This window comes from Klebsiella sp. GW_Kp181, assembly GCF_040062315.1.
GTDB lineage: Bacteria > Pseudomonadota > Gammaproteobacteria > Enterobacterales > Enterobacteriaceae > Klebsiella > Klebsiella oxytoca.
In genome coordinates this window covers 36,555-61,893 of sequence record NZ_JBEAFR010000065.1, presented here as the reverse complement: position 1 = coordinate 61,893, position 25,339 = coordinate 36,555, and the positions used below count along the sequence as shown (strand labels likewise).

The window sequence follows — 25,339 nt, the reverse complement described above, 5'->3', positions numbered from 1 at the left end:
CGGTGTATTGCCGAAGCGCCGCCGGAGGGTTTCCGGCGGCCTGATGTTATGCCGCGGCCGGGAGCAGGGTTTTGCTGCCTTTCAGGGTGAACAGCGAGATGAGGGTAAAGCTCAGGGTAATACAGCCCAGGATCAGATAGGCCTGATGGAAGCCGACGGTATCATACATCCGTCCTACCCACGCCGAGAGCACAACGCCTGACAGCTGTTTTGATAAATTGAAACCGATCAGGAACAGGGTCGCCGAGAGCTTCGGGTTAAATGCCGAAGAGATATATTTAAAGGTGCCGACCAGCAGGAACGGGATCTCGAACATATGCAGCATTTTTAAAATGATCACTTCCACCGCCGAGTTAGCGAAAGACGATCCTAAAATGCGTACTGACATAATCATCCCGGCAATTAGCAGGGCGTTTTTAGCGCCAATCCGGTTAATAATCGCCGGGGCGCAGAACATGATTAGCGCGTTAAGTAATTCCCCACCGGTGGTGACGAAGCCGAATACTTCAGTGCCGCGCTGGGGGCTGGAGAAAAAGCCCTTAAAGAAGTTGGCGAACTGCTGGTCAAAAACGTCATAGACGCTGGCGACGCCAACGACATAAATAATAAAGCCCCAGAAGCGCGGCATCCGCAAAAGCTCTGCGGCGGTGCGCATGGAGAAAGCCTGACGGTTGGCGCCCAGGGCATCGATAACCTCGGCGCTGTTGCTGCTCTCCGGCTTTGATACCCACAGCAGTACGCCGAGGATCAGAGCGAAACCGGAGGCGATCCAGAACGTAATGTTCGGGTCGATACTAAATAAAATGCCGGTGATTGACGCGCACAGCGCCCAGCCGACGCAGCCGGAGACGCGGACTTTACCGTATTCAAAACGGTTGGCGCGGCTGACGCGTTCAATATAGGCTTCTACCGCCCCGGAGCCGCTGGAAAAGACGATCCCCAGATAAATCCCGCCCACCAGCGCGCCCGCGATGATATTCATCTGCAGCAGCGGCGAAAAGACGAAAATAAAAAAGGGCGCAAACAGGATTAACAAAATCGTAATCGTCCACAGCAGATGCTTGCGCAGACCGAGCTTATCCGAAATCAGGCCAAAAACCGGCTGGAAGATTATCGCGAATAGCGAAATAGAGGAGAAGACGATCCCCGTCTCGGTTTTGGTTAAATGGTTAACTTCCGCCAGCCACACCGGGAAAAAGGGAAAATAGGCTGACATGATGAAATAGTAGAAGAAAAAGAACAGCATGAAATATATAAAATTATGCCGTTCTCGTGGCGCCAGTTCAGAGAGTTTCATTGTGAATATTCCATATTATTATGCCTGTAAGGTTGGGGGCTTGCGCCCCCGATTATTATTGGAAGTGAATCGTTAACTGATATTGCCATTGTGTCTCAAGCAGCAGCCATTGCTGTAGTACGCTGGGCGTCCAGGAGTCATCGCCGCCGATGCCCATGTGCTGAGCGTCGAGGGTGATCCAGACGCCGTTTTCCGGCTTCATCCAGTGCCAGTGATCGGTCTCCATTAACTGCGTGGTGCCATAGGGTTGTACGGAGAAGTGGAAGTTGCCTCCCACGTGCCAGCGCCCCCAGTCCAGCGTTTTGCTGTCGCAGCGCAGGCCGTTTTCCGTCGGGAAAATGTACGGCGTGGTCATCTCCTCCAGCGGCAGCTGCCAGCGGGAGAAGCAGGCGCTGGTGCGGCGGTCCGGATAGTTCTCATGCGGACCGTAGCCGAGCCAGGATACCGGTTGGTGCTGGTCCGGAACCTGGAAATTCAGCCCGATGCGCGGCAGCGGCGGCAGGGTGCCGGCACGTTCGCCATCGACTGCCAGATGCAGCTTGCCTTCGCTATCAAATGTCATCCGCCAGTGGCTGACAATCACCGCTTCGTCGCCGCGCAGATAGTGCCAGCGGCTATCGATAACCACTTCATGGGCCAGGCGCTGAGCGTCGCACTGGACGCAGCGGGCGCTGAGCTCGTAAAGTCCGGCGCTTTTCCAGCGCTCTACCCAGGCGTTAGGGTCAATACGCTCCACTTCGCTGACGCCAATGTCGTTATCCAGCGGTGCGCGCACAAACTGGTCGCGCAGCGGGGTCAGCAGCTGTTCCACGCCGTCCACCTGCCAGTGGGTTAACAGACCGCTTTGCCGATCGATGGTCCATTGCTGCGAGCCGCTGCGGACAATCCAGGCCGCGTCGCTGCTCTCCAGCGCTGGCGCGCTACCGGCAGACCGAGGGCCGCGTAGCGCCAGCGGCGCGGCGAGCGGGAACTGCTGCCACGCAACGCGATGCCCGGCGTCGGACCAGACGGTGGCCTGGGGCTGGACCACCTCCAGCGTCAACCACACCTCTTCCGCGCCGGCGGGCAGCGTCAGCGCATCGCACAACGTCAGCTCACTCTGGCCCTCCGGGCAAAGCGCCAGCTTCACGCTACCCTCAGCAAAAGTTTCACCCGCGGCCTGAACCTGCCAGCGCAGCTCTTCGTTATCGGTGGCGCGGAACAGATATTCGCTGCTGAGGCGGATACGCAGCGGGGATTGCGCGAGCAGCGAAAACTGGAAGTACTGCTGCGCATGTTTGGCCTCGATTAAGGAAGGATGCGCGCGGCGGTCGGGGAACACCAGACCGTTCATGCAGAACTGGCGATCGTTCGGTTTATCGCCAAAATCACCGCCGTAGGCCCAGCCAACGCTGCCGTCGTCGAAGGTTTTACTGATGGCCTGATCCGCCCAGTCCCAGATAAACCCGCCCTGCAGGCGAGGATAGTCGCGAAATGCCTGCCAGTAATCAGCAAAGTTGCCGAGGCTGTTACCCATCGCATGGGCGTATTCGCAGAGGATCAGCGGGCGTTGTTCCCCAGGCAGACTGATCCACTTTTTGATTCCCCATTTCGGCACCGTCGGAATCGGCTGGTCGCGGTCAACGCGGGCGTACATCGGGCAGATAATATCGGTGGTGGTGCTGTCGGCGCCGCCGCCTTCGTACTGTACCGGGCGGGAGGGATCGTTGCGTTTCAGCCAGTGATACATCGCTTCATGGTTACCGCCGCCGCCGGACTCATTCCCCAGTGACCAGATAATAATGGACGGATGGTTGCGGTTGCTTTGCAGCATTCGACTGACGCGGGCGCTGAAGGCCGGTAGCCAGGCCGGATCGTCGGATATTCGATTCATCGGCACCATGCCGTGGGTTTCTATATTGGCCTCATCAACGACGTACAGGCCGTAGCGGTTGCACAGCTCGTACCAGCGTGGGGTGTTTGGATAATGCGAGCAGCGTACGGCGTTAAAGTTGTTCTGCTTCATCAACAGAATGTCCTGCACCATATCCTCTTCGGTAACGACCTGGCCGCGCTGGTGGTGATGCTCGTGACGGTTGACGCCGCGAATCAGCAGCGGTTTGCCGTTCAACAGCAGCAGGCCGTTTTTGATTTCAACGCGGCGGAAACCGATATCCCAGGCTTCGGCCTCGATCGGTTCATCGCCGCGCCACAGCGACACGACCGCCCGATAGCAGTCTGGCGTTTCCGCGCTCCATAGCGCCGGACGTTCTACCGGCAGACGAATGGCCGCGCGCTCCGCATAGTTTCCGCGCTCATCGATAATCGGCGAACCGGGCGACTGCTGGTGGCTGGCGACCAGGCGATCGTCATCCCACAGTTCGACTTTCACCGTCAGCTCCTCCAGCAGCGCGACCGGTGCGGCGACGCTTAAGTTCACCAGCAGTTCGGCATCGCGGTAGAGGGCATCCAGCTGCGGCGTAAGCTGGACGTCGCAGAGGTGCAGCGTCGGTTTATTCAGCAGCCAGACCGAACGGAAGATACCGCTCATGCGCCACATATCCTGATCCTCAAGCCAGGTTCCCGCGCTCCAGCGCATCACCATCACGCAGATACGGTTATCGCCCGGCTGAAGATAGGGGGAGAGATCGAAGGCCGCTGGCAGGCGACTATCCTGCGAATAACCGACCCATTCGCCGTTGCACCACAGATGAAACGCGGAGTTGACGCCATCGAAGATAATCTGCGTCTGGCCGTCGGCCCGCCAGCTCTCATCAACGCGAAAGGTCAATGAGTAGCAACCGGTCGGGTTCTCTTGCGGAACGCGCGGCGGGGTGGTGTCGATAGGGTAGCGAACGTTGGTATAGATGGGCGCATCGTAGCCCTGCATTTGCCAGTTTGAGGGTACCGGCGTACTGCGGCTGTCCGGCAGATCGTCTTCCAGCCAGCGGGCATCCACGTCAAACGGGCTGCGGGCCCAGGAGAATTGCCACTGGCCGTCAAGCCGACGGCGGAACGCGGAGGGCTGGTTTTTCCGCGCCGCGTCGGTATCGCGCCAGCTGGCGAAAGTCGGGTGGGCCGGTAAACGGTTGAGATGGGTAATGGTCTGGTTCTGCCAGTCCTCGCGGGCGAGAATCTGATGGAACGTGGCTCCTGCGGCGGAAATAGAGTGGTGTTGTTGCATACGCATTCCTGACGGATAAGTGATAAAAATGTCGTTCGCTAGACAATATGATTTTGTTATCAGTTATTTTCGCTATGGCCGCAATATTGGCGAAAATGAAACCCACTGGCGATCACGAAAAGCTGGGAAAACAGCTGATTTTTGTCGTCTTTTAAACATAAAATGTTAGCGGACGACATTGAGGTTTTGATTCAGAAGGAGTGCACTATGCAGCGTCGCCTGGCAACGCTTGACGATGTGGCCCGTGAGGCCGGCGTTTCTCAGCAAACGGTCTCCCGGGTGCTGAATAATCCTGGGGTGGTGTCCGAACGAACCCGCGAAAAAGTGATCCGCGCGATGCAGACGCTGCGCTATGTACCAAACCGCTCCGCGCAGCTGCTGGCGGGTAAGTCCGCGCCGTCGATTGGGCTGATTACCGCCTCGCTGACGCTGCACGCGCCTTCGCAAATCGCCGCGGCGGTGAAAAGCTATGCTGGTTTGCATCAGCTTGAGGTCTCAATTGCGATGCCGGTGCAGGTCGATTACGCGTCTCTGCAGGCGCGACTCAATGAGTTTCGCGCCCAGCATATTCGCGGAGCGATTATCAGCCTGCCGCTGGAAAGTAGTCTTGCGGAGCGTCTGGTGGCGGAGAATCCAGATATAGCCTGCATGTTTCTCGATGTTTCGCCGGAGGCCGACGTTTGCGGCGTGCGTTTCGATCATCGTGATGGATGTGGCGCCTGCGTGCGGCATTTGTGGGACGCCGGACACCGCGAGTTCGGACTGCTTGCCGGGCCGGAAAGCTCGATCTCCGCGCGAATGCGGCTCAGCAGCTGGCGCGAGGCGCTGCACCGCCTGGGCGTCAGTAATGCGGTAACGGTATTTGGCGACTGGAGTGCCGCCAGCGGCTGGAGTAAAACGTTCGAGCTGCTGCATCAGCATCCGCGCATTAGCGCGATCGTGGTCGCTAACGATCAAATGGCGCTCGGGGTGCTGAGCGCGCTGGCGCAGCTTTATCGTACCGGCAGCCAGGCCATCTCGGTGACCGGTTATGATGACACGGCGGACAGCCTCTACTTCCAGCCGCCGCTGACCACCGTCGCCCAGGATTTCAACGTGCTGGGGAAAAGGGCGGTCGAGCTGCTGATCAAGCTTATGGCTGCCCCACAGCTGAAAATTCGCGAACTGCTGCCCACCCGCCTGATTATCCGCCAGTCCACCTGGCCCGTCACGGGGAACGGGGAGGGGGAGAAAGATGAGCTGATTAGTCAACTTAAGGCGCTGGTGGAAAAGCTATGAGCGCCACCGCCGTTTAGCTTTCATTGAAGTAGCCTGTGGTAGCGTACCGATTAGAGACGTAGACAGAGCTGCTCGTGCTCTGCACGTAAAAATGCAAAATACAATCTATCCATGCAAGCATTCATTCACCGCCAGTCACATGGCGGTTTTTTTTGCCCATTTTTTGCCGACGGAAAACGTTCTGATTTTATTTAATTCTGCTGGCTGGCGGGTTAATCGCCTGCTGCAAGCATAAATGCGCTGGTTTTTCCGCTGGGTGTCAGAAGATTTCCCGAGGCCATAGTTTTTACCACAGCATAATATGCTATTGGCCTGGCGGGCCGGCCTCTCTTTTTTCAGCGTCGTTCAGCTATGCTGAAAGCCAGGGCTGGCGAGTGAAGGGCAATATCATGATGGTATTAAAAGAGAAAGAGCACCTGGAGTCTGTTGACTGGCGCAGGGTTGCGGAGATCATTGCCGATGCGGGACTTAATCAGCGCGATGTGGCATTGGTTGAACGGGCGTTTCGTCATAGTACTTTTTGCTGGTTTGGCTATGAAAAGGGTCAGCTGGTCGCCGTTGCCCGCGCGATTAGCGATCTGACCTGGTGCAGCTATCTTGCGGATGTTGCGGTGGCCCCGAACTGCCAGGGGAAGGGATACGGGAAGTTGCTGATGCAGGCGGCCAGCGAGCGGCTGCGGCCGTTTGGCAAAACCTTTATCTATTCGGTGGTGGATAAAGTCGGCTTCTACCGCCGTTTTGGTTTTGAAATGCTGACTACGGGTATGGTCTGCGCCAGCGCCGAGAGTCTACTGCGCATGCGCGAGCAGGGATATATTTGCCAGGACAGCGACACTAGCCAGCTTTAGCCGCTTCATCTTGCTCTTTATATTTTTCATGCCATTGCCGGTGCGGCCTGATAAACAGAAAATAAATAGTCTGGATGCATTTTTTATATTTCTGAATCTACCAGGGGCCTCATCGGATATTGTAAATTTATTTTTGGCTTTAAGAGGTTTTTATTAGCGGTGGGGGCGTGTATTTTTTACATTAAGGATAAGTCTCCAGTTGGATTTGTGGATGGATGCAAAATATTATAAATAAGCTGTGTTTAAAAGTGAAAGTGTGTTACACAGTCTCTTTTCTCCTGGCAAAAATCTGGATGGGATTATGCTGACAACCCTGATTTACAGAAGTCAGATACCTTTAACTCATGAAATTAATCTCTCTTTGCTGGTTGAAAAAGCGAATGTTAATAACATGTCTCATGGCGTTTCAGGCATTCTTCTTTTTAAAGATAATGTTATCCTTCAAGTGCTTGAAGGTGACGAAAGTATTCTGGAGCAGCTCTTCAGCAAGATTAAACACGACAGCCGACACTTTGGTGTCGTCGAGCTGATGCGAGATTACGCCCCGCGCAGGCGCTTCGAAAACGTCGGTATGATGTACTTTGATCTGGATACGCTAGAAGCCGATGCCGTGCTGAAAACCGTTCGCCAGCTAAGCAAGTTGAAGAGCTATCTTCTGACGGAAGAGCGCGTTTATAAATTTATTCATACGTTTATAACGCAAAAAAGAGCTCTCCCGGTTTCCCAGTATTTCCAGCCTGAAAAATGGTCAGTTAGCCCACAAAGATCGCCTTTTCATACACCTGAACGCTCCCCAGTTGATAATCAATGCTGCCAGTTTGCATTTCAGCCCATTATTGAGCCCCTGGCCGGTCATATCACTTCACTGGAAGCGCTTATTCGTAATAAAGATGGTGGGAGTCCGGCGAGCTTTTTTGCTTCAATCGACCATAATAAACGTTATGAAATTGACCTCAACTCTAAATCGGTGGCTTTCGCGCTGGCAAAAGAAATAGACATCGGCGATCATAAAATATCCATTAATATTCTGCCGATGTCTTTGGTGGTGGTTCCCGATGCCGTGGAATTCCTGCTGCAGGAAATTAAAAAGTATGGGTTGATGCCTGAACAGGTTATCGTAGAAGTGACTGAAGACGAAATGATCTCCGGTTTCAGCCAGTTTAGTAGTGCGATTAAAAAACTGCGCGTCTCCGGAATGGGGCTGGCTATTGATGATTTTGGTGCCGGTTATGCCGGACTGTCGTTGTTAACCAAAATCCAGCCTGACAAAGTCAAAATCGATCGTGAGATTATTACCAATATCCACCTGAGCGGCCCTAAGCAGGCCGTCGTCCGTTCTATCATCAGCTGCTGTCATGAGCTGGAAATTGCGGTGGTGGCGGAAGGGATTGAACGTATCGAAGAGTGGTGCTGGCTTGAATCCGCGGGTATCAAGCGTTTTCAGGGGTTCTTGTTTGCCCTGCCCGAACTGAACGGCGTAGGAGAGATACGCTGGCCGGTGAACACAGCGGATAGCCTCGTACAGGCGTAAAAACGTGTTATCTTCGCGCGGCCTTCCGATCGCCGCGCTTCGATTTATGCGGCCCGGTAGCGGCCATCTGAGCGCCTGCGCCCGCCGCGAATCCTCTCAATCCCCGCCTACAGCGATGCTGAACCAGGCTGTGAGCCAGATCATGAAAATGGCTCATGTTGCAATGAAATTAAGTCGCTTTCCCTCCTTGCGGGGCTCTGGCATAAATTAGCTAATATTAACTTATTGGCAACATGAAGAGTGCTGGCGAGCAAATCCGTTAACGCCGGGAATTCGTCCGATAATCACTTTTCATTGCAAAACCAGGATGCCAGATCGCCATGAATAAAGATTTTACGTTTACCATTAAAAGCACACTGTTTGATGAAAACTATAACCCCTCGGAAAGTACGCGTATTACGACCAACTTTGCTAATCTGGCTCGCGGCAAAAATCGGCAGGAGAATTTGCGCAACACCTTAATCATGATAGACAATCGGTTCAATACGCTGGCGCACTGGGATAATCCCAAAAGCGATCGCTACTCTGTTGCGTTGAATATTATTTCCGTGGAAATGGTTATTGAAGAGACTGGAACCACCTTTCCGGCGATTGAGATATTGCAAACCACAATTATTGATAAAAGAACGGGTGAGCGTATTGAAGGCATCGTTGGCAATAATTTCTCCTCGTATGTTCGCGACTATGACTTCAGCGTATTGCTACCGGACCATAATAAACAACGTTCTGGCTTTAGCATCCCAGATGATTTTGGCAACTTGCACGGGAAGATCTTTAAGCATTTCGTTCATTCCGCCGAATATAAAGCCAATTTCAAAAAGCCGCCGGTGATCTGCCTCAGCGTGTCCAGTAAAGACACCTATCAGCAGACCGGAAACCGCCATCCGGTATTAGGCCTTGAGTATCGGCCTAACGCCTCGTCTTTGACCGAGCAGTATTTTGCAAAAATGGGCCTGCAGGTCCGCTATTTTATGCCGAAAAACAGCGTAGCGCCTTTGGCATTTTATTTTACCGGAGATTTACTGAGCGATTACAGCAGCCTTGAGCTGATGAGTACCATCAGCACGATGGAGACGTTCCAGAAGATATACCGGCCTGAGATCTACAACGCTAACTCCGCAGCAGGCCTGTGCTATCAGCCCGATCTGAATCATCAGGATCATTCGTTAACCAAAATAGTTTATGACCGGGAAGAGCGTAGCCAGCTGGCTATAGAGCAGGGGAAGTTTACTGAAGAGCACTTTATCAAACCGTATAAAAATATTCTTGAGCAGTGGTCTGCTTATTCCGCTCTTTAATCCATCGCAGATATAAGGCTATTTATAATGAAAAAATTACTTCCTACTTCAACGGCCGGCAGTTTACCGAAACCTTCCTGGCTTGCAGAGCCTGAGAAACTATGGTCTGCATGGAAACTCGAAAGCCAGGAATTAATCGACGGGAAAAAAGATGCGCTGAGTTTGTCCTTATTCGATCAGCTACGCGCCGGCATTGATATCGTCAGCGATGGCGAGCAAACGCGCCAGCACTTTGTCACCACGTTTATTGAGCACCTCAGCGGCGTGGATTTCGCAAAGCGCGAAGTCGTCAAAATCCGTAATCGCTATGATGCAAGCGTCCCGACCGTCGTGGGGGCCGTCGAGCGGCAAAAGCCCGTTTTTGTTGAAGATGCGCGTTTTTTACGTCAGCTTACCAAACAGCCGATCAAATGGGCGCTCCCCGGGCCGATGACTATGATTGATACGCTCTATGACGATCACTATAAGAGCCGCGAAAAACTCGCCTGGGAATTTGCGAAAATACTCAATCAGGAAGCCAAAGAGTTGGAAGCCGCCGGCGTTGATATTATTCAGTTTGACGAGCCCGCCTTTAACGTATTCTTTGACGAGGTCAATGACTGGGGGATCTCGGCATTAGAAAGAGCCGTTGAAGGGCTTAACTGCGAAACTGCGGTGCATATCTGCTATGGATATGGCATCAAAGCCAATACCGACTGGAAAAAGACGCTGGGGACGGAGTGGAGACAGTATGAAGAAGCGTTTCCTCAACTGCAAACCTCCAGCATCGATATCATTTCGTTGGAATGTCATAACTCGCATGTTCCCATGGATCTGCTTGAACTGATTCGCGGTAAAAAAGTGATGGTGGGCGCTATCGACGTGGCGACCAATGCGATCGAAACGCCGGAGGAGGTCGCCGCAACCTTACGTAAGGCGCTGCAGTTTGTTGATGCCGATAAGCTTTATCCTTCAACCAACTGCGGTATGGCGCCGCTATCGCGGCGGGTCGCAACCGGCAAGCTCAATGCGTTAAGCGCCGGGGCGGAAATTATCCGCAGGGAACTTCAGGGTAAATAGCACCCGGATCTATGCGCGCGGCGGTATAATCTGCGCGTTAATCGCTGACGCGCATGATCTTGAATTAACCATTTATTACCAGGCCGCTATCAAGCCGGAAAATAGCAGGAAAGCATTGCCGCTGTTGACTGGCCGATGTGCAGAGCATGGAATAGCGGCCATGCGTTACTTAAAATATTTATCCAGCGGATCGTAATGGCGGTATTTTCTAAAGAAAAATAGCCAGTAGACAAAACCCAGGATAGCGCCCAGCCCGGCAAACTGCAGATAAAGAATTTTACGCAGATCAAGAAGGTTCAAAAATGAATACGAGCCTTGCCACATATCAATAATCCCGCCGTTTATCACCAGGTCCGTGAACAGCACCAGTGCCGGCAGGGCAACAGCGTAGGCCGTCATAAGGTATAACAGTGCTGCCAGCCTCATTTTGGTATTGATACGCATATTTCTCCCTCCTTGCCAGTAATCAACAAGTATAACATGGCTCATCACGAGCCTGTCTGCGGTCAGCGATATTTGAATCTGATACCTGCGGATTAAAGTTATGGGGTAGGGAGGCTCTGGCTGATGCTGCAATGTGGGCCGCAGGTTGGGGCGTTGGTAAGGTTGTAGCCCCCGCTATCATGTTATGGGAAAAAAAGATATAGACTTAGATATCCTTCAAGGGAGTTTGTTGCAAATAAGAAGCGTGTCCACTCATGGTGCTTTTTTTTAAAGCAAGGGATAGGTCTGTATATTATGAATCTCAGCTTATACATGAGTTTTACTTACTGTTGAAGTATGATGATTTTAATGATTTAGATATTTGCTTTTTAAATAAAAATGCTCGCTGGTACTATGAGGACTGTAGTGAAAAGAAAAGTTTCTTATACGAGCATCAATTAAAGAGAATTTCTTCTCTGTTCTCTTTGGTTCCGGAGGAAATGAGAAATAAACTTGAATGGCACGGGCCAGAGGTTAAATAGCTTTACCAAGAAAAATCACGCTAACAAAAACGCCCCCTGGTGCATCAGCAGCAGGGGGCGTTTACGGGTGGGGATTATCGTCGTTCATCAGTCATCCCATTTGTGGCTTAGATACGCGGCAAGAAATCCAAAGAACAGAATGGTTCCCAGAACTGCCATAAATACATGCATATTTCCCAGCATGATTAACCTCCATTAGTTTTGCTATGCGCTAAATTGTCCTCATTGAACAGGTTTACGGTTGTTGAACATATCTTAACTTGCGCAATCTAAAAAAAATGCTTAACAAATTGCCCAAAGTGACTATTTCACAGACCAAAAAGCCGCCTATCGGTCAGGCTGTATACTCTTTTGATGCTGCAACGGGCTAAGCATCTACTGCTGGCGGAATTGATGGCGCAGGATACAGCCATTGGCGAAACCACACAGAGCAGCAGGAAATTGGTAATTAACAAGCACAAGCGGTAAAAAAATACTTTTTAAATAATCTTTAACGATATCAATACTCATATTAAAAATTACCTCATTGAATAGCGATTTACTCAATAACTCCTTAGCTATAATTCATTCTGCACTATAGTTAACGAGTAGCACAACGCTACATATGCTAATGGAGTTTCCTATGAAATCTTCAACTGTAAATTCAGAAAAAGACCAGCCAAAACAGCCGAAAAAAATGCCTGAAGATGATAAAGGCAGCCAGAAACCGAACAAAAGCAAATAGCCCTTTCACACGTTGTTTAGGAGGCATTATGGTAGAACGCCCAGATATTACTGAACCGCTACCGGGTACTGACCCTTTACCTGACGAAGATTTACCTGAAAGTCCGGACGTAAACGATCCGGTAGTCCCTGAAGACCCGGATGTCATTAAATAACGGCTGTCTGGATATTCAAAAAACCGCCTTTTATTTCGGGCGGTTTATTTCTTTAAAGCTCATCTCCGCAGACTGATTTATATCGATAAAAGACGACGACAATTGCGGTGGTTTTCACTTTGCCTTTGAATGAATAACCGCGTAGTCGCTTTCGGCCGGTATCAATATGCCGGCACGATTTTTCCGGCCAGGCTTATCGTTCACTGGCCATAGAATATGAATTGACGGCTCAGTGTCTCGCACTAGCGATATGCGCGTATCTAAGATGACACGTGAAGTAACAGAGCCCGCAAAACAATCATTTACCACATTCCTCCGAGCGACAATATCGCTGATAAATTACGCTCGGTTTGTTTCACTCTGCATCTTTTTTCGATACTGCAACGGGCTAAGCGCATACTGCTGGCGGAAGTGATGGCGCAGGGTGCTGGTATTCGCGAAACCGCAAAGCTCGGCAATCTGCTCAACGCTCAGGCGGCTGTGGGTTAAATGCTGGGTCGCGCGCAGCAGTCGCTCATCAAGCAGCCAGCGGGCAGGGGTTTTACCGGTAGCGTCTTCAAAACGGCGTAAAAAGGTCCGTGAGCCCATACCGGCTCTTTCCGCCAGCGATGCCACGGTATGGTTGGCGGCGAGATTCTGGTGCAGAAAATCGAATAATAGTCCGAGTCGCTGGCTTTCTCGCGCTTTGGCTACCGGCCGAACAATCTGCTGCGCCTGTCCGCCGTCGCGATGGGGGGACACCACTAAACGCCGCGCGACAATATTCGCCGCATCAATACCGAAGTCCTCGCGCACCAGATGCAGACATAAATCGATTCCTGCGGCGCTGCCTGCGGAGGTCATCACGCCCTCAGCGCCGACGTACAGCACGTCATCAATGACTTCAATCAGCGGAAAACGCGCCCGCAGCTGATCGGTGTAGCGCCAGTGGGTGGTCGCCTGGCGGCCGTTAAGCAACCCGGCAGCGGCCAGAACGAACACCCCGGAGCAGATCGAAATTATCCGGCAGCCCCGCGCATAGGCGGCAACCAATGCCTGGCACAGGTCAGGCGGCACAGGGGAATCGATACTGCGCCAGCCGGGCACTACGATCGTGTCCGCTTCGCTTAACAACGACATGCCGCCGTCGGTCATCAGACGTATCCCGCCGGTTGCCCGCAGCTCGCCTTCATCCACCGCGGCCACGGCGAAACGATACCAGCGCTCGCCCATTTCCGGACGCGGCAGGCCGAAGATCTCTACCGCGACGCCAAATTCAAAGGTACACAGGCCATCGTAGGCGAGGGCAACCACCCGGTGGCGTGACAACGTCACGGATGGGGTTGTCATGATTTCAGCGTTTTCAGTCATGGTTATCGGCAGATGTCGTGCAGGCGGTTAATTAAAGTAGTGGTACCACAGACAAGGAGAAGATGCCATGAGTGTTGTAACCGCGATTACCCCCGCCAGCTCTACCGATGCCGCCGCCTGGTTTCGTCATAAGCTAAGCCTCGAAACTGACTGCGCCGATGTCTACAGCGCGATGCGCGAAGAAGACGTGGATTTTGTTCTGCTACATGTCGTCGGCAGTGAGGAAACCTTTGCCCGTCGTCATCTGCCGGGGGCCCTGCATTTACCGCACCGACAAATTGATGCAACCCGAATGGCGCAGTGGCCTGAGGATACGCTGTTTGTGGTTTACTGCGCCGGGCCGCATTGCAACGGAGCAGATGTTGCCGCCATGAAGCTGGCGCTGCTGGGACGTCCGGTAAAAATGATGCTCGGCGGCCTGACAGGCTGGGAAGATGAAGGGCTACCTTTCGCAAAATGAATTTATTTCATGTGCCATGAATTATTCTCGTTTGCCGATGAATCGTCTGCATGACAGTATCTGGACATATAGACATCCAGAAGTCTAAATATTCAAATAATGAACTATCACGGCGGGCAATTAACCTTGCCCGCCGCTAAGGAGACACCATGCAACGTCATCAGGCCCCGTTCCGCGCAGATATCGTCGGCAGTTTTTTACGTCCGGACGCCATCAAACAGGCTCGCCAACAGCTGGCTGCAGGCGCTATTGACGCGCAGCAGCTACGGCAGATAGAAAATGAAGCTATTCGTCATCTGGTGCAGCAGCAGTGCGAGTGTGGGCTGCACGTGGTGACCGACGGTGAGTTCCGCCGCGCGTGGTGGCACTTTGATTTCTTTGACGGTTTGCAGGGCGTCGAACGCTACGATTCCGAAAAGGGTATCCAGTTCAACGGGGTACAAACCAAAGCGCACGGGGTACGCGTCACCGGTAAACTGGCCTTTGGCGATCACCCGATGCTGGAGGATTTTCGCTATCTGAAGAGCATCAGCGGCAGCGCGCAGCCGAAAATGACCATCCCCAGCCCAAGCGTTTTGCACTTCCGCGGCGGGCGCAAAGATATTGACGCGACGGTTTATCCGGACCTCGCTGACTATTTCGACGATCTGGCGACCACCTGGCGCGATGCCATCCGCGCCTTCTACGATGCGGGCTGCCGCTATTTACAGCTTGATGACACCGTCTGGGCCTATCTGTGCTCCGATGAACAGCGCCAGCAGGTACGCGATCGCGGCGAAGATCCCGATGAGCTGGCGCGCATCTATGCCCGCGTGCTGAATCAGGCCCTCGAGGGAAAACCGCAGGATCTGATCGTTGGTCTGCACGTATGCCGCGGTAACTTCCGTTCAACCTGGATATCCGAGGGCGGGTACGAGCCGGTTGCCGAAGTGCTGTTCGGTGGAGTGAACATCGATGCCTTCTTCCTGGAGTACGATAACGACCGTTCCGGCGACTTCGCGCCGCTGCGCTTTATCCGCCCTGGCCATCAGCAGGTGGTGCTGGGCCTGATCACCACTAAAAATGGCGAGCTGGAAAACCCGGAAGGCGTGAAGGCGCGTTTGCGGGAGGCGGCGCAGTACGTCCCGCTGGAGCAAATTTGCCTTAGCCCGCAGTGCGGTTTTGCCTCAACCGAAGAGGGGAACTCGCTGACGGAAGCCCAGCAGTGGGACAAGGTCCGTCTGGTCACCGGTATCGCCGCTCAGGTCTGGTAACGCTTTTATAGCGCAGCGTTGCACTATTTTAAGGCAACGCTGCCCGTCGCTTCGCTTTTCCCGTCTGGTCCATCACGCTTTCACGCCCCTGCAAAAGCTGGCATTGTTTTTGCCTTATCACTTCCGGTTAGTCGTTAATTCATTTTTGTCTTTGCGCTATTCAGGAGTGACACACATGCAGCGTCGAACACTATTAAAAGCTTTTGCTCTCTCCGCCTCTGTTATCAGCATGGGCTTCTCCTTGCAGGTATACGCCGCCGACACCATCAAAGTCGGGATTATGCATTCGCTCTCCGGGACGATGGCGATTTCCGAAACCCCGCTTAAAGAGGTCGCCCTGATGGCGATCGACGACATTAACGCCAAAGGGGGCGTGCTGGGTAAAAAGCTGGAGCCGGTGGTCGTTGACCCGGCCTCAAACTGGCCGCTGTTTGCGGAAAAGGCGCGTCAGCTGCTTACGCAGGATAAGGTCGCGGCGGTGTTCGGCTGCTGGACCTCGGTGTCGCGCAAATCGGTTCTGCCGGTATTTGAAGAGCTGAACGGCCTGCTTTTCTACCCGGTACAGTATGAAGGCGAGGAGATGTCGCCGAACGTCTTCTACACCGGCGCAGCGCCAAATCAGCAGGCTATCCCGGCGGTGGAATATCTGCTGAGCGAAGACGGCGGCGGGGCGAAGCGCTTCTTCCTGCTGGGTACCGACTACGTTTATCCGCGCACCACCAACAAAATTCTCCGCGCGTTCCTGCACGCCAAAGGCATTCAGGATAAAGACATCGAAGAGGTCTATACCCCGTTCGGCTATAGCGATTACCAGACCATCGTCGCCAACATTAAGAAGTTTTCCGCCGGCGGTAAAACGGCGGTGGTTTCCACGATCAACGGTGATTCCAACGTTCCGTTCTATAAAGAGCTGGCTAACCAGGGGCTAAAAGCGACCGATGTTCCGGTGGTGGCCTTCTCGGTGGGTGAAGAGGAGCTGCGCGGGATTGATACCAAACCGCTGGTGGGCAATCTCGCGGCGTGGAACTACTTCGAATCCGTGGATAACCCTACCAACAAACAGTTTGTCGCCGATTATCGCGCCTGGGCCAAAGCGCATAAGCTGCCGAACGCGGATAGTGTGGTCACCAACGATCCGATGGAAGCAACCTGGGTCGGTCTGCATATGTGGGCCCAGGCGGTAACCAAAGCGGGGACCACCGATGTCGATAAAGTTCGGGAAGCCATGGCCGGTCAGACCTTTAAAGCGCCGTCGGGCTTCACCCTGACGATGGATGCGACCAACCATCACCTGCATAAACCGGTCATGATCGGTGAAATCGAAAGCAACGGCCAGTTTAACGTGGTCTGGCAGACTGAAGCACCCGTTCGCGCCCAGCCGTGGAGCCCGTGGATCGCCGGAAACGACAAAAAACCGGATCACCCGGTAAAAAGCGCCAGTAACTAAACGTTGAACCCCGGCGCTAAGCCGGGGTGACGGATTCTGTCGTTCGGGCACGGCCCGATTTCCCGGGTAAGGAGGACCACCATGAACCCATTGCGCCTTATGAGTTATTTTGCGCTGCTGCTGGTATTGATGCCGTGGCGGGCGCAGGCAGCCGACGCCGACGATTTCGTGGCAGCCACCCGCAGCCAACAGGCGCTGCTGCTTGAGCAGTGGGCCGTCGCGCCTGCAGCGCCGCGTTTACCGCTGCTAAGGGCGCTGAAAAGCGAGACATTACAATCGGATAGTCGCGGTCATGCGTTCAGCAAGCAGGGTGATAAGCTACTGGCATTGGGCGCGGTTGCGGCTCCCGAAGGAACAATAAAACCGGTACGCCTGACCAATCGTCTGCGTAACCTCGCGGCAGGGGCGCTGGCCACGCATCAGCTGGTCAGTGACAACGTCACGGAAAGGGCCTCTGCGGCAAAAACCCTCCAGCGCGAAGCGACGCCAGAAATGGCGGTCCTGTTACAGCAGCGCCTGACGGCGGAAACCGACGGCGCGGTCAAATCGCTGCTGGAAATTGCGCTTGCTCGTCTGCAGCTAACCAGTCCGCAGCCTGCGCAGAGGCTGGCGGCCATTGAACGGCTCGGTCACTCAGGCGACCCGGAAACCCAGGCGCTGCTGACGCCTTATACCGACGCCCGGCATGAGCCAGACCCGGCGATCCGCGCGGCGGCGCAGGAGAGCCTGAGCAAAATCCAGCACCGCCTGCTGCTGGGCGATCTGCTCGGACAGGCGTTTATGGGCCTCTCCCTCGGCTCTGTCCTGCTGCTCGCCGCGCTCGGCCTGGCGATCACCTACGGACTGCTGGGGGTCATCAACATGGCCCACGGCGAAATGCTGATGATTGGCGCCTACAGCTGCTGGCTGGTTCAGCAGGCGCTGGCGCAGCTGGCCCCGCAGTGGCTGGCCTTCTATCCGCTGATTGCGCTGCCGGTGGCGTTTCTGATTGCCGGCGGGATCGGCATGGCGCTGGAGCGCACCGTGATCCGTCATCTCTACGGTCGCCCGCTGGAGACGCTGCTGGCCACCTGGGGGATCAGCTTGATGCTGATCCAGCTGGTGCGGATGCTGTTTGGTGCGCAGAACGTCGAGGTCGCCAATCCGGCGTGGCTTTCCGGCGGCGTGCAGGTTCTGCCGAATCTTATCCTGCCGTGGAACCGTCTGGCGGTACTGGCCTTTGTGCTGCTGGTGCTGCTCTTCACCTGGTTGACGCTGAACAAAACCCGCCTGGGGATGAACGTGCGGGCGGTGACGCAGAACCGCGCGATGGCGGCCTGCTGCGGCGTCCCTACCGGTCGGGTCGATATGCTGGCGTTTGGTCTCGGCTCCGGTATTGCCGGGCTGGGTGGCGTTGCGCTATCGCAGCTCGGCAACGTCGGGCCAGAGCTGGGCCAGGGCTACATTATCGACTCCTTCCTCGTGGTGGTGCTCGGCGGCGTCGGTCAACTGGCCGGCAGCGTGGCGGCGGCGTTTGGTCTTGGCATCTTTAACAAAATCCTTGAGCCGCAAATGGGGGCCGTGCTGGGCAAAATCCTGATACTGGTGCTGATTATCCTGTTTATCCAGAAACGTCCTCAGGGACTGTTCGCCCTCAAAGGGAGGGTTATTGACTGATGAGCCAACCTGTTACCTTAACGCTGGCGCGCAAAGCGCCGCGCCCGCTGCGGTGGATCGGCATTCTGCTGCTGTTGGGCCTGCTGAGTATGCCGTTTCTGGCGCTGCTGCCTGCTACGCATCCGCTGGCGGTTTCCGCCTGGCTGCTGACGCTGACCGGTAAGATCCTCTGCTACGCTATTGTCGCCGTCGCGCTGGATTTAGTCTGGGGCTATGCCGGGATGCTCTCGCTTGGCCATGGGATCTTTTTTGCCCTCGGCGGCTACGCCATGGGCATGTATCTGATGCGCCAGGCGGCGGGCGACGGACTACCGGCCTTTATGTCGTTTTTATCGTGGAGCGAGCTGCCGTGGTTCTGGTGGGGCACCCAGCATTTTGCCTGGGCGATGCTGCTGGTGGTGCTGGTGCCCGGTCTGCTGGCGCTGGTGTTTGGCTGGTTTGCCTTTCGCTCGAAAATCAAAGGCGTCTATTTTTCGATCATGACCCAGGCGCTGACCTACGCCGGAATGCTGCTTTTTTTCCGCAACGAAACCGGCTTTGGCGGTAATAACGGCTTTACCGGCTTTACCACGCTGCTCGGTTTCCCCGTCACCGCCATTGGTACCCGGGCGGCGCTGTTTATGGCGACGGTGCTGCTGCTGTTGCTCACCCTGTGGATTGGCTATTTGCTGGCGCAAAGCAAATTTGGCCGCGTGCTGACGGCGGTGCGCGATGCTGAAAACCGCCTGATGTTCTGCGGCTACGACCCGCGCGGATTTAAGCTGCTGGTCTGGACGCTTTCTGCCGTGCTGTGCGGCCTGGCAGGGGCGCTGTACGTGCCGCAGGTCGGGATCATCAACCCCAGCGAAATGTCGCCAACCAACTCTATCGAAGCGGCCATCTGGGTGGCGCTGGGCGGTCGTGGAACCCTAATCGGCCCGGTGCTTGGCGCAGGGCTGGTCAACGGCGCGAAGAGCTACTTTACCATGGCGATGCCGGAGTACTGGCAGCTGTTTCTGGGGCTGATTTTTATTATCGTGACGTTGTTTTTACCGCGTGGCGTTATCGGCCTGCTGCGTAAAGGAGATCGCTGATGCAACCGGATGAAGAGCTCTTTACCCGCCAGCTGCCGACGGACCGTTTTCGTGAGCAGACCGATCCGGTGCTGCAGCTGGAAAAGATTAACGTCAACTTTGACGGTTTTCAGGCGCTGACCGACCTGTCGCTGCAGATTGGCGTTGGCGAACTGCGCTGCGTGATTGGGCCGAACGGCGCCGGTAAAACCACCCTGATGGACGTCATCACCGGCAAAACCCGGCCGCAGAGCGGTAGGGCACTTTACGATCAGTCGGTGGACTTAACGACCCTCGATCCTATCACCATCGCCCGGCAGGGGATCGGACGCAAGTTCCAGAAACCGACGGTCTTTGAGGCGCTGACGGTGGCAGAAAATCTCGAACTGGCAATGAAAGGTGATAAATCGGTGTGGGCCAGCCTGCGGGCGCGCCTGACCAGCGAGCAGGCCGACCGAATCAGCGAAACCCTGCGCCTGCTGCGGCTGGAGGGCGAACGCTATCGGCCGGCGGGGCTGCTGTCGCACGGGCAAAAGCAGTTTCTTGAGATCGGCATGCTGCTGGTGCAGGAGCCGCATCTGCTGCTGCTGGACGAGCCCGCAGCCGGGATGACCGATGCAGAAACGGAGTATACGGCCGAGCTGTTCCGCACCCTTGCCGGTCAGCATTCGCTGATGGTGGTTGAGCATGACATGGGCTTTGTCGAGACCATCGCCGACCGGGTGACGGTGCTGCATCAGGGACAGGTGCTGGCGGAAGGATCGCTGCGCGAGGTGCAGGCCAACGAACAGGTGATTGAAGTTTATCTCGGACGCTAAGGAGCGCGGATGTTACAGGTTAATCAACTACATCAATATTATGGCGGCAGCCATATTCTGCGCGGCGTCGATTTTGCCGCGCGTCAGGGGGAGGTCACCTGCCTGCTCGGACGCAACGGGGTGGGGAAAACCACTTTGCTGAAGTGCCTGATGGGGCTGATCCCGGCGCGCAGCGGCGAAGTGCTGTGGCAGGAGAAGAATATCACCCACCGTAAACCGCACCAGCGGGTGCAGTCCGGAATCGCCTACGTGCCGCAGGGGCGGGAGATTTTTCCGCGCCTGACGGTCGAGGAGAATCTGCTGATGGGGCTGTCCCGCTTTCCCGCCCGCGACGCGCGCGCGGTGCCGGAAGAGATTTATCAGCTGTTTCCGGTGCTGAAAACCATGAAGCAGCGGCGCGGGGGCGATCTTTCCGGCGGGCAACAGCAGCAGCTGGCCATTGGCCGCGCTCTGGCCAGTCGCCCGCAGCTGTTGATTCTTGACGAACCGACGGAAGGTATTCAGCCGTCGGTCATCAAGGAGATTGGCGAAGTTATCCGCCAGCTGGCGAATCGCGGTGATATGGCGATCCTGCTGGTCGAGCAGTTCTACGATTTCGCCGCCGGGCTGGCGGACCGCTACCTGGTGATGTCGCGCGGGGCGATTATCCAACAGGGCAGCGGCAGCGATATGGAAGCTGAAGGCGTCCGCGGGATGGTTACCATATAGGCCTTTCCCGGATGGCGGTCTCTCCCCGGCTCGCGCTGCGCTTAGCCGGGCTACAGGTATACAGCCGTCTGCTGGCCCGTAGCCCGGGCAAGGCGCTTTGCGCCGCCCCCGGGAGAAGCGCGCACCATCGCTCAGTAGGTTACTTTCGCAGCAGCCGCTGCAGCCGCGCCTGACGCCAGTTTTTGATCCATTCGCCAAACACAAACAGGCGTAATCCTTTTACCGCCAGCAACGCCCCCCAGATGATCGCCACCCATGCGGACCAGTAGCTGTCCGCGCCGGTCAGCCAGTTCAGCACCGCCAGGAGGACGCAAACCACGACCGCCACGGTCAGTGAACGGTAAAAACGGCTTTCGCGTTCGACACGCGCTTTGGCTTCCTCAATGCGTAAATCCAGCGATTCGTCATGGCCTTCCGGCGAATCGCCGCTAATCTCGGCGACGTTAACTTCAAAGACTGCCGCAAGCGCGCTAAGGGTCTCCAGACCGGGGCGGTCACCGTTCTCAATGCGCTGAATGGTCCGCACGCTCACGCCCGCCAGCTCGGCGAGCTGCTCCTGGGACCAGGCGCGCTGTAAACGTAATTGTTTAACCTGATTGCTACTGTTCATCGTGACTCTCTCCGGGTGAAAAACCTGAGATGGAGTATTGTTGAGCGGGCTGCCGGCAACCACGATCGAAACCCGACAGGGGGGCGACAGCAACCTGACAGCCGCACGGCGCCTGGGCTCAGGCGCGGGCGACCGCACTACCGTTCCACGGGCGTACGTTCATCCCACGGAAAATCATCAGCCAGGCGGCAATAATAGCGAGCATCAATATTGCAAACAGCGACCAGTGCGGCAGATGGGTCAGAATCGTCCCGGTCAGCATCGGGTTAAAAGCCGCTCCCAGCCAGCCCAGCGACTGGGCGGAAAAGTAGCTGGCCTTCATGCCCGGCGGAGCAATGTTATCGATCAGCATATATTCACCCGGCGCGTAGATCACTTCACCGAGCGTAAAGACGGCGGCAGAGAGGCCCCACAGCAGCAGGCTATTATCGGAAATAACAAAACCGCCCAGTCCGAGTACAAAACAGACCGTACCAAAGGTCATCAGCGGGCGAATATTACGCGCGGTGAGGCGACGGCCGACCGCGTACTGCAGCGCCACCACGACGGCGGCGTTGACCGGCAGTACCACGGCAACCACTTTTTCAGCAAAATCGCTGTCCGCTACCACCAGCACATACTGGGAAATACAGGAAGCGAAAGAGCCGCCGACGAATGACGCCAGCAGGCCGGAGAGCGTAAACCACAGTAGCGCACGATCGCGCAGCAGCACCGAAGGCGACCACTGGACCGCATTATCCTCAGCAATCGCGGCGCTGGTGCGCTGGACAAACAGCTGAATAAACACCAGCGGCAGCGCGGCGCAGCCCGCTGCCAGCCAGAACGGCAGGTTAATGCTGTACATCACCAGCAGAGTGCCGATCGGCGGTCCAACGGTCCAGCCAATATTAAGAAAGGTGTAGTTAAGAGAAAAAATCTGCGCCTTCTTTTCCGGCGACAGCACGTCGGCGAACCACGCTTTCAGGACGGTGGAGAATACCGAGTAGGCGCAGTTAATCAGCGCGAAGAAAAACACTACCAGCGCGACGCTATTGACCAGCGGAATAGCGATGAAACCGCCAATAAACGCCAGCACGGCGAGAGTCATATAGCGCTTTTTATCGAACTTATCGGCGAGAATGCCAAACCCCATGCTGAACAGCACCCCGACGATCAGCGCGCTCGACAGCGCATAGCCGATTTTATCCACCTCCAGCTGGTACTGCCGGGTGAGGTAGATCGTCATAAAAGGTAACGTTGCGCCGCGGCCAATCGTTAACAGCAACGACGAAGCCAGCAGCGCCGCCGTTGAGCGCCTGAGTGTCGGTATCATTTTTTCCTTGCCTGAAGTGATGTTATTTTTGTTGTCCCGATCACAAATAGCATGCTAACCGACGCTTGTATAGTTCCCATCGGTGATGAAAAGCACGCCAGCGACCTACCGAAAATAATGATCTAGGCGGCGGACGAATTATTCTGTAGTTTGATTTTGTTCACAAAAAATCCAATAACAACCGAGGCAGGGTATGACGCGAAAAGACGGGCTGCTGGCATTACTGGTGGTGGTGGTATGGGGGCTGAATTTCGTGGTGATTAAGCTGGGGCTGCATAATATGCCGCCGCTGATGCTTGCCGGGCTGCGTTTTTTGCTGGTGGCTTTCCCGGCGCTGCTCTTCGTCGCGCGGCCAAAAATTCCGCTCACTCTGCTGCTGGGCTACGGTCTGACTATTAGCTTTGGCCAGTTTGCGTTTCTGTTCTGCGCGATTAGCCTCGGTATGCCTGCCGGCCTGGCCTCGCTGGTGCTGCAGGCGCAGGCCTTTTTTACCATTATTCTTGGCGCGTTTATCTTCGGCGAGCGTTTGCAGGCGAAACAGCTGGCAGGTATCGCACTGGCGATTTTCGGCGTCCTGGTGCTGGTCGAGGCCAGCCTCGGCGGACAGCATGTTCCGCTGGTGGGCTTTATGCTGACCCTGGCGGCGGCGCTGAGCTGGGCCTGCGGCAACATCTTCAATAAAAAAATCATGTCCCATGCGAGCCGGCCGCCGATTATGTCTTTAGTCGTGTGGAGCGCGCTGATCCCGGTGCTGCCTTTTATGCTGGCCTCCTGGCTTCTCGATGGTCCGCAGATCATGGCGGCAAGCCTGCTGCATATCGATGGGGTAACGATTCTGTCGCTACTGTATCTGGCGTTTGTTGCGACGATTGTCGGCTATGGGATCTGGGGTTCGCTGCTCGGCCGCTATGAGACCTGGCGCGTAGCGCCGCTGTCGCTGCTGGTGCCGGTGGTGGGAATGGCAAGCGCCGCCTTGCTGCTCGGCGAAACGCTGAATAGCCTGCAACTGCTGGGGGCCGTGCTCATTATGGCCGGGCTGTATATCAACGTTTTCGGCCTGCGGATCGTGCGTCCGGGAATGGCGAGAGGATAAAAAAAAGCCCCGGTGACGGGGCTAAAGGGATTTTACAGGCCTTGCTGGTTGTAATAGGGTACGCCCAGTTCATCTGATTTATCACTGCCCGAAGCCATGTGATTGAAATCAAAAGGCGAATCATTATGCTCGGAAGGAATAATCATCGCATCCCGGTTGTTGTGGCGAACCGGAGTGGTGGTCTGCTCCGCATAACTCTGGCTGGAGACCAGCGCCAATAGCACGATGGCGGCGGAAGCGAATAGTTTCATGATTTCCTCAATACGTCTTTTTTGCAGGCGGTTAACAACAGTTGTTCAACGGGAGCAGGTAGCGCGACTCGCCCGGCACGTTAGTAATACGATACTGGTGCGGCGGAACATCGAAATAGTTTTTGAAAGTCCGCGTCAGCGTTTGCTGCGACTCAAAGCCATAGCGCTCGGCCAGGTATAAGATAGGCTCGTTGCTCTGCTTCAGCTTCTGCGCAATCTCGGTCAGTTTACGGCTGCGGATATATTGTCCCAGCGAGTGACCGGTCTCTTTCTTGAACATTCTTTGCAGGTGCCACTTGGAGTAACCTGAGCGCTCTGAAACCTTCTCCAGCGACAGGGGCGATTCCAGGTTATCCTCGATCCACGACAAAATACTATGGATAGTGATGGCGTCGTTATTGCGTCTGGACATCATCTTACCTCTTCTTATTACGACAGAACTTTTTTGAGCAGGCACTCAAGAGTGGCCACTTCATCCGTCGACAGATTTTTTGTTAGTTCCTGGTGCAATTTCTGACCCACAACCTGATGACACTGCTCACAAAGGGCTGCGCCGTCTGGCGTTAGCTGCACCAGTACGCCACGCTTGTCAGTCGGGTTGGGTAACCGTTCAATCCAGCCTTTACAGACCAGGCGGTCAAGCATGCGCGTCATGGCGCCCGGATCGACGGAAAGGACGGTTTTCAGCTCAACGGGGGTAATACACACTTCGCAACGAATGGAACAGAGCACCCGAAACTGGGTGGACGTAATATCCATCGGTGAGAGGTAGTCGTTGAGCAGGCGATCTTTTTTCTGGTTAACCATCTGGATCAAGCGTCCGAGAGGGATCATTTCGTTAAACAGGTCGCTTGTACTTTTCACGATGGTTGCCCAGGCAATGACTTAGTTGCGGGAGATATTATTGCCTAGGCAAATATAAGTCAACCTGATGAATAAGCCGATGCCACGATTTGCTAAAACGGATAGTTGTGATGCAGGTCACTCTATTTGGCGCGGTTGTCTTATGATT

The 25,339-nt window shown here is 55.1% G+C and carries 25 protein-coding genes; 14 read left to right on the top strand and 11 right to left on the bottom strand.

Annotation, left to right across the window (positions count from 1 at the left end; genetic code table 11):
• Nucleotides 1-46: 46 nt before the first annotated feature.
• Nucleotides 47-1,297, bottom strand: coding sequence for an MFS transporter (locus ABLV11_RS16910; RefSeq protein ID WP_004113311.1), 1,251 nt, complete (start codon nt 1,295-1,297; stop codon nt 47-49).
• A 55-nt stretch (nt 1,298-1,352) separates the two neighbouring features.
• Nucleotides 1,353-4,460, bottom strand: a complete 3,108-nt coding sequence (locus ABLV11_RS16905; RefSeq protein ID WP_348855493.1) for a beta-galactosidase — start codon at nt 4,458-4,460, stop codon at nt 1,353-1,355.
• A 207-nt stretch (nt 4,461-4,667) separates the two neighbouring features.
• Here ABLV11_RS16905 and ABLV11_RS16900 point away from each other — a divergent pair, with 207 nt between their 5' ends.
• The 5 genes from ABLV11_RS16900 to ABLV11_RS16880 all read left to right on the top strand — a co-directional run bounded on the left by ABLV11_RS16900 (nt 4,668) and on the right by ABLV11_RS16880 (nt 10,474).
• Nucleotides 4,668-5,738: a LacI family DNA-binding transcriptional regulator gene (locus ABLV11_RS16900; protein WP_004102389.1), complete on the top strand. Its 1,071-nt coding sequence runs from the start codon at nt 4,668-4,670 to the stop codon at nt 5,736-5,738.
• A gap of 389 nt (nt 5,739-6,127) precedes the next feature.
• Nucleotides 6,128-6,586: a GNAT family N-acetyltransferase gene (locus tag ABLV11_RS16895; RefSeq protein ID WP_023321070.1), complete on the top strand. Its 459-nt coding sequence runs from the start codon at nt 6,128-6,130 to the stop codon at nt 6,584-6,586.
• A 301-nt stretch (nt 6,587-6,887) separates the two neighbouring features.
• Nucleotides 6,888-8,117: a diguanylate phosphodiesterase gene (locus ABLV11_RS16890; RefSeq protein WP_126489177.1), complete on the top strand. Its 1,230-nt coding sequence runs from the start codon at nt 6,888-6,890 to the stop codon at nt 8,115-8,117.
• 320 nt (nt 8,118-8,437) lie between these two features.
• A complete protein-coding gene (locus ABLV11_RS16885; RefSeq protein ID WP_004113305.1) occupies nt 8,438-9,415 on the top strand; it encodes a DUF1852 domain-containing protein in 978 nt (325 codons plus the stop codon).
• A gap of 27 nt (nt 9,416-9,442) precedes the next feature.
• Nucleotides 9,443-10,474 (top strand): methionine synthase, encoded by a 1,032-nt coding sequence (locus ABLV11_RS16880; protein ID WP_023321068.1) that lies wholly within the window; start codon nt 9,443-9,445, stop codon nt 10,472-10,474.
• A gap of 165 nt (nt 10,475-10,639) precedes the next feature.
• Here ABLV11_RS16880 and ABLV11_RS16875 read toward each other — a convergent pair whose 3' ends face one another.
• The 3 genes from ABLV11_RS16875 to ABLV11_RS16865 form a co-directional block, all read right to left on the bottom strand.
• Nucleotides 10,640-10,918 carry a hypothetical protein gene (locus ABLV11_RS16875; RefSeq protein ID WP_348855487.1) on the bottom strand — a complete coding sequence of 93 codons (279 nt, stop codon included), beginning with the start codon at nt 10,916-10,918 and terminating at the stop codon, nt 10,640-10,642.
• A 608-nt stretch (nt 10,919-11,526) separates the two neighbouring features.
• Nucleotides 11,527-11,622 (bottom strand): protein MgtS, encoded by a 96-nt coding sequence (gene mgtS, locus ABLV11_RS16870; RefSeq protein WP_004102377.1) that lies wholly within the window; start codon nt 11,620-11,622, stop codon nt 11,527-11,529.
• Nucleotides 11,623-11,814: 192 nt separating this feature from the next.
• Entirely contained in the window at nt 11,815-11,949 is a 135-nt protein-coding gene (locus ABLV11_RS16865; protein ID WP_254925826.1) for a hypothetical protein, read from the bottom strand.
• A 242-nt stretch (nt 11,950-12,191) separates the two neighbouring features.
• Here ABLV11_RS16865 and ABLV11_RS16860 point away from each other — a divergent pair, with 242 nt between their 5' ends.
• Entirely contained in the window at nt 12,192-12,317 is a 126-nt protein-coding gene (locus tag ABLV11_RS16860) for a hypothetical protein (protein ID WP_004102372.1), read from the top strand.
• A gap of 339 nt (nt 12,318-12,656) precedes the next feature.
• Here the strand turns inward: ABLV11_RS16860 and ftrA are convergent, their stop codons facing one another.
• Entirely contained in the window at nt 12,657-13,667 is a 1,011-nt protein-coding gene (gene ftrA / locus ABLV11_RS16855; RefSeq protein WP_265782859.1) for a transcriptional regulator FtrA, read from the bottom strand.
• A 67-nt stretch (nt 13,668-13,734) separates the two neighbouring features.
• Here ftrA and ABLV11_RS16850 point away from each other — a divergent pair, with 67 nt between their 5' ends.
• The 7 genes from ABLV11_RS16850 (at nt 13,735) to urtE (ending at nt 21,061) form a co-directional block, all read left to right on the top strand.
• Entirely contained in the window at nt 13,735-14,127 is a 393-nt protein-coding gene (locus ABLV11_RS16850; protein WP_004102369.1) for a rhodanese-like domain-containing protein, read from the top strand.
• Nucleotides 14,128-14,276: 149 nt separating this feature from the next.
• Entirely contained in the window at nt 14,277-15,380 is a 1,104-nt protein-coding gene (locus ABLV11_RS16845; protein ID WP_004102367.1) for a cobalamin-independent methionine synthase II family protein, read from the top strand.
• 175 nt (nt 15,381-15,555) lie between these two features.
• Nucleotides 15,556-16,827, top strand: coding sequence for an urea ABC transporter substrate-binding protein (gene urtA, locus ABLV11_RS16840; protein WP_004102365.1), 1,272 nt, complete (start codon nt 15,556-15,558; stop codon nt 16,825-16,827).
• Nucleotides 16,828-16,908: 81 nt separating this feature from the next.
• Complete coding sequence (gene urtB / locus ABLV11_RS16835) at nt 16,909-18,483, top strand: urea ABC transporter permease subunit UrtB (protein ID WP_004113300.1); 1,575 nt, start codon at nt 16,909-16,911, stop codon at nt 18,481-18,483.
• On the top strand, nt 18,483-19,556 hold the full coding sequence (gene urtC / locus ABLV11_RS16830) for an urea ABC transporter permease subunit UrtC (RefSeq protein WP_004102363.1): 1,074 nt from the start codon (nt 18,483-18,485) through the stop codon (nt 19,554-19,556). Before urtB ends, urtC begins: the two co-directional genes overlap by 1 nt.
• Nucleotides 19,556-20,353: an urea ABC transporter ATP-binding protein UrtD gene (gene urtD / locus ABLV11_RS16825; RefSeq protein WP_126489170.1), complete on the top strand. Its 798-nt coding sequence runs from the start codon at nt 19,556-19,558 to the stop codon at nt 20,351-20,353. The genes urtC and urtD overlap by 1 nt, the downstream gene beginning before the upstream one ends.
• 9 nt (nt 20,354-20,362) lie before the next feature.
• Complete coding sequence (gene urtE / locus ABLV11_RS16820; RefSeq protein ID WP_004113298.1) at nt 20,363-21,061, top strand: urea ABC transporter ATP-binding subunit UrtE; 699 nt, start codon at nt 20,363-20,365, stop codon at nt 21,059-21,061.
• 139 nt (nt 21,062-21,200) lie between these two features.
• On the opposite strand, the gene ABLV11_RS16815 is transcribed toward urtE, so the two are convergent.
• A complete protein-coding gene (locus ABLV11_RS16815) occupies nt 21,201-21,671 on the bottom strand; it encodes a helix-turn-helix domain-containing protein (protein ID WP_016808778.1) in 471 nt (156 codons plus the stop codon).
• A 118-nt stretch (nt 21,672-21,789) separates the two neighbouring features.
• Entirely contained in the window at nt 21,790-22,983 is a 1,194-nt protein-coding gene (gene ydeE / locus ABLV11_RS16810; protein WP_004102357.1) for an efflux MFS transporter YdeE, read from the bottom strand.
• 193 nt (nt 22,984-23,176) lie between these two features.
• On the opposite strand from ydeE, the gene eamA reads away from it, so the two are divergent.
• Nucleotides 23,177-24,076 (top strand): O-acetylserine/cysteine exporter, encoded by a 900-nt coding sequence (eamA, locus tag ABLV11_RS16805; protein ID WP_004102355.1) that lies wholly within the window; start codon nt 23,177-23,179, stop codon nt 24,074-24,076.
• 32 nt (nt 24,077-24,108) lie between these two features.
• Here eamA and marB read toward each other — a convergent pair whose 3' ends face one another.
• The 3 genes from marB to marR are packed head-to-tail and all read right to left on the bottom strand — an operon-like array spanning nt 24,109 to nt 25,191.
• Nucleotides 24,109-24,327 carry a multiple antibiotic resistance protein MarB gene (gene marB / locus ABLV11_RS16800; RefSeq protein WP_004102353.1) on the bottom strand — a complete coding sequence of 73 codons (219 nt, stop codon included), beginning with the start codon at nt 24,325-24,327 and terminating at the stop codon, nt 24,109-24,111.
• Nucleotides 24,328-24,358: 31 nt separating this feature from the next.
• Entirely contained in the window at nt 24,359-24,739 is a 381-nt protein-coding gene (marA, locus tag ABLV11_RS16795) for an MDR efflux pump AcrAB transcriptional activator MarA (RefSeq protein WP_004102351.1), read from the bottom strand.
• Nucleotides 24,740-24,756: 17 nt separating this feature from the next.
• Nucleotides 24,757-25,191 (bottom strand): multiple antibiotic resistance transcriptional regulator MarR, encoded by a 435-nt coding sequence (marR, locus tag ABLV11_RS16790; protein ID WP_004102349.1) that lies wholly within the window; start codon nt 25,189-25,191, stop codon nt 24,757-24,759.
• Nucleotides 25,192-25,339: the final 148 nt, after the last annotated feature.

What these genes read in the sequence shown, in the direction of transcription:
- urtD (WP_126489170.1), top strand. Translation starts at nt 19,556, where the DNA reads ATGCAACCGGATGAAGAGCTCTTTACCCGCCAGCTGCCGACGGACCGT.
- ABLV11_RS16850 (WP_004102369.1), top strand. Translation starts at nt 13,735, where the DNA reads ATGAGTGTTGTAACCGCGATTACCCCCGCCAGCTCTACCGATGCCGCC.
- ABLV11_RS16890 (WP_126489177.1), top strand. Translation starts at nt 6,888, where the DNA reads ATGCTGACAACCCTGATTTACAGAAGTCAGATACCTTTAACTCATGAA.
- ABLV11_RS16860 (WP_004102372.1), top strand. Translation starts at nt 12,192, where the DNA reads ATGGTAGAACGCCCAGATATTACTGAACCGCTACCGGGTACTGACCCT.
- urtB (WP_004113300.1), top strand. Translation starts at nt 16,909, where the DNA reads ATGAACCCATTGCGCCTTATGAGTTATTTTGCGCTGCTGCTGGTATTG.
- ABLV11_RS16910 (WP_004113311.1), bottom strand. Translation starts at nt 1,297, where the DNA reads ATGAAACTCTCTGAACTGGCGCCACGAGAACGGCATAATTTTATATAT.
- marB (WP_004102353.1), bottom strand. Translation starts at nt 24,327, where the DNA reads ATGAAACTATTCGCTTCCGCCGCCATCGTGCTATTGGCGCTGGTCTCC.
- eamA (WP_004102355.1), top strand. Translation starts at nt 23,177, where the DNA reads ATGACGCGAAAAGACGGGCTGCTGGCATTACTGGTGGTGGTGGTATGG.
- ftrA (WP_265782859.1), bottom strand. Translation starts at nt 13,667, where the DNA reads ATGACTGAAAACGCTGAAATCATGACAACCCCATCCGTGACGTTGTCA.
- ABLV11_RS16900 (WP_004102389.1), top strand. Translation starts at nt 4,668, where the DNA reads ATGCAGCGTCGCCTGGCAACGCTTGACGATGTGGCCCGTGAGGCCGGC.
- ABLV11_RS16880 (WP_023321068.1), top strand. Translation starts at nt 9,443, where the DNA reads ATGAAAAAATTACTTCCTACTTCAACGGCCGGCAGTTTACCGAAACCT.
- ABLV11_RS16865 (WP_254925826.1), bottom strand. Translation starts at nt 11,949, where the DNA reads ATGAGTATTGATATCGTTAAAGATTATTTAAAAAGTATTTTTTTACCG.
- urtA (WP_004102365.1), top strand. Translation starts at nt 15,556, where the DNA reads ATGCAGCGTCGAACACTATTAAAAGCTTTTGCTCTCTCCGCCTCTGTT.
- ABLV11_RS16885 (WP_004113305.1), top strand. Translation starts at nt 8,438, where the DNA reads ATGAATAAAGATTTTACGTTTACCATTAAAAGCACACTGTTTGATGAA.
- marA (WP_004102351.1), bottom strand. Translation starts at nt 24,739, where the DNA reads ATGTCCAGACGCAATAACGACGCCATCACTATCCATAGTATTTTGTCG.
- ydeE (WP_004102357.1), bottom strand. Translation starts at nt 22,983, where the DNA reads ATGATACCGACACTCAGGCGCTCAACGGCGGCGCTGCTGGCTTCGTCG.
- ABLV11_RS16895 (WP_023321070.1), top strand. Translation starts at nt 6,128, where the DNA reads ATGATGGTATTAAAAGAGAAAGAGCACCTGGAGTCTGTTGACTGGCGC.
- mgtS (WP_004102377.1), bottom strand. Translation starts at nt 11,622, where the DNA reads ATGCTGGGAAATATGCATGTATTTATGGCAGTTCTGGGAACCATTCTG.
- urtE (WP_004113298.1), top strand. Translation starts at nt 20,363, where the DNA reads ATGTTACAGGTTAATCAACTACATCAATATTATGGCGGCAGCCATATT.
- urtC (WP_004102363.1), top strand. Translation starts at nt 18,483, where the DNA reads ATGAGCCAACCTGTTACCTTAACGCTGGCGCGCAAAGCGCCGCGCCCG.
- ABLV11_RS16875 (WP_348855487.1), bottom strand. Translation starts at nt 10,918, where the DNA reads ATGCGTATCAATACCAAAATGAGGCTGGCAGCACTGTTATACCTTATG.
- ABLV11_RS16815 (WP_016808778.1), bottom strand. Translation starts at nt 21,671, where the DNA reads ATGAACAGTAGCAATCAGGTTAAACAATTACGTTTACAGCGCGCCTGG.
- ABLV11_RS16845 (WP_004102367.1), top strand. Translation starts at nt 14,277, where the DNA reads ATGCAACGTCATCAGGCCCCGTTCCGCGCAGATATCGTCGGCAGTTTT.
- ABLV11_RS16905 (WP_348855493.1), bottom strand. Translation starts at nt 4,460, where the DNA reads ATGCAACAACACCACTCTATTTCCGCCGCAGGAGCCACGTTCCATCAG.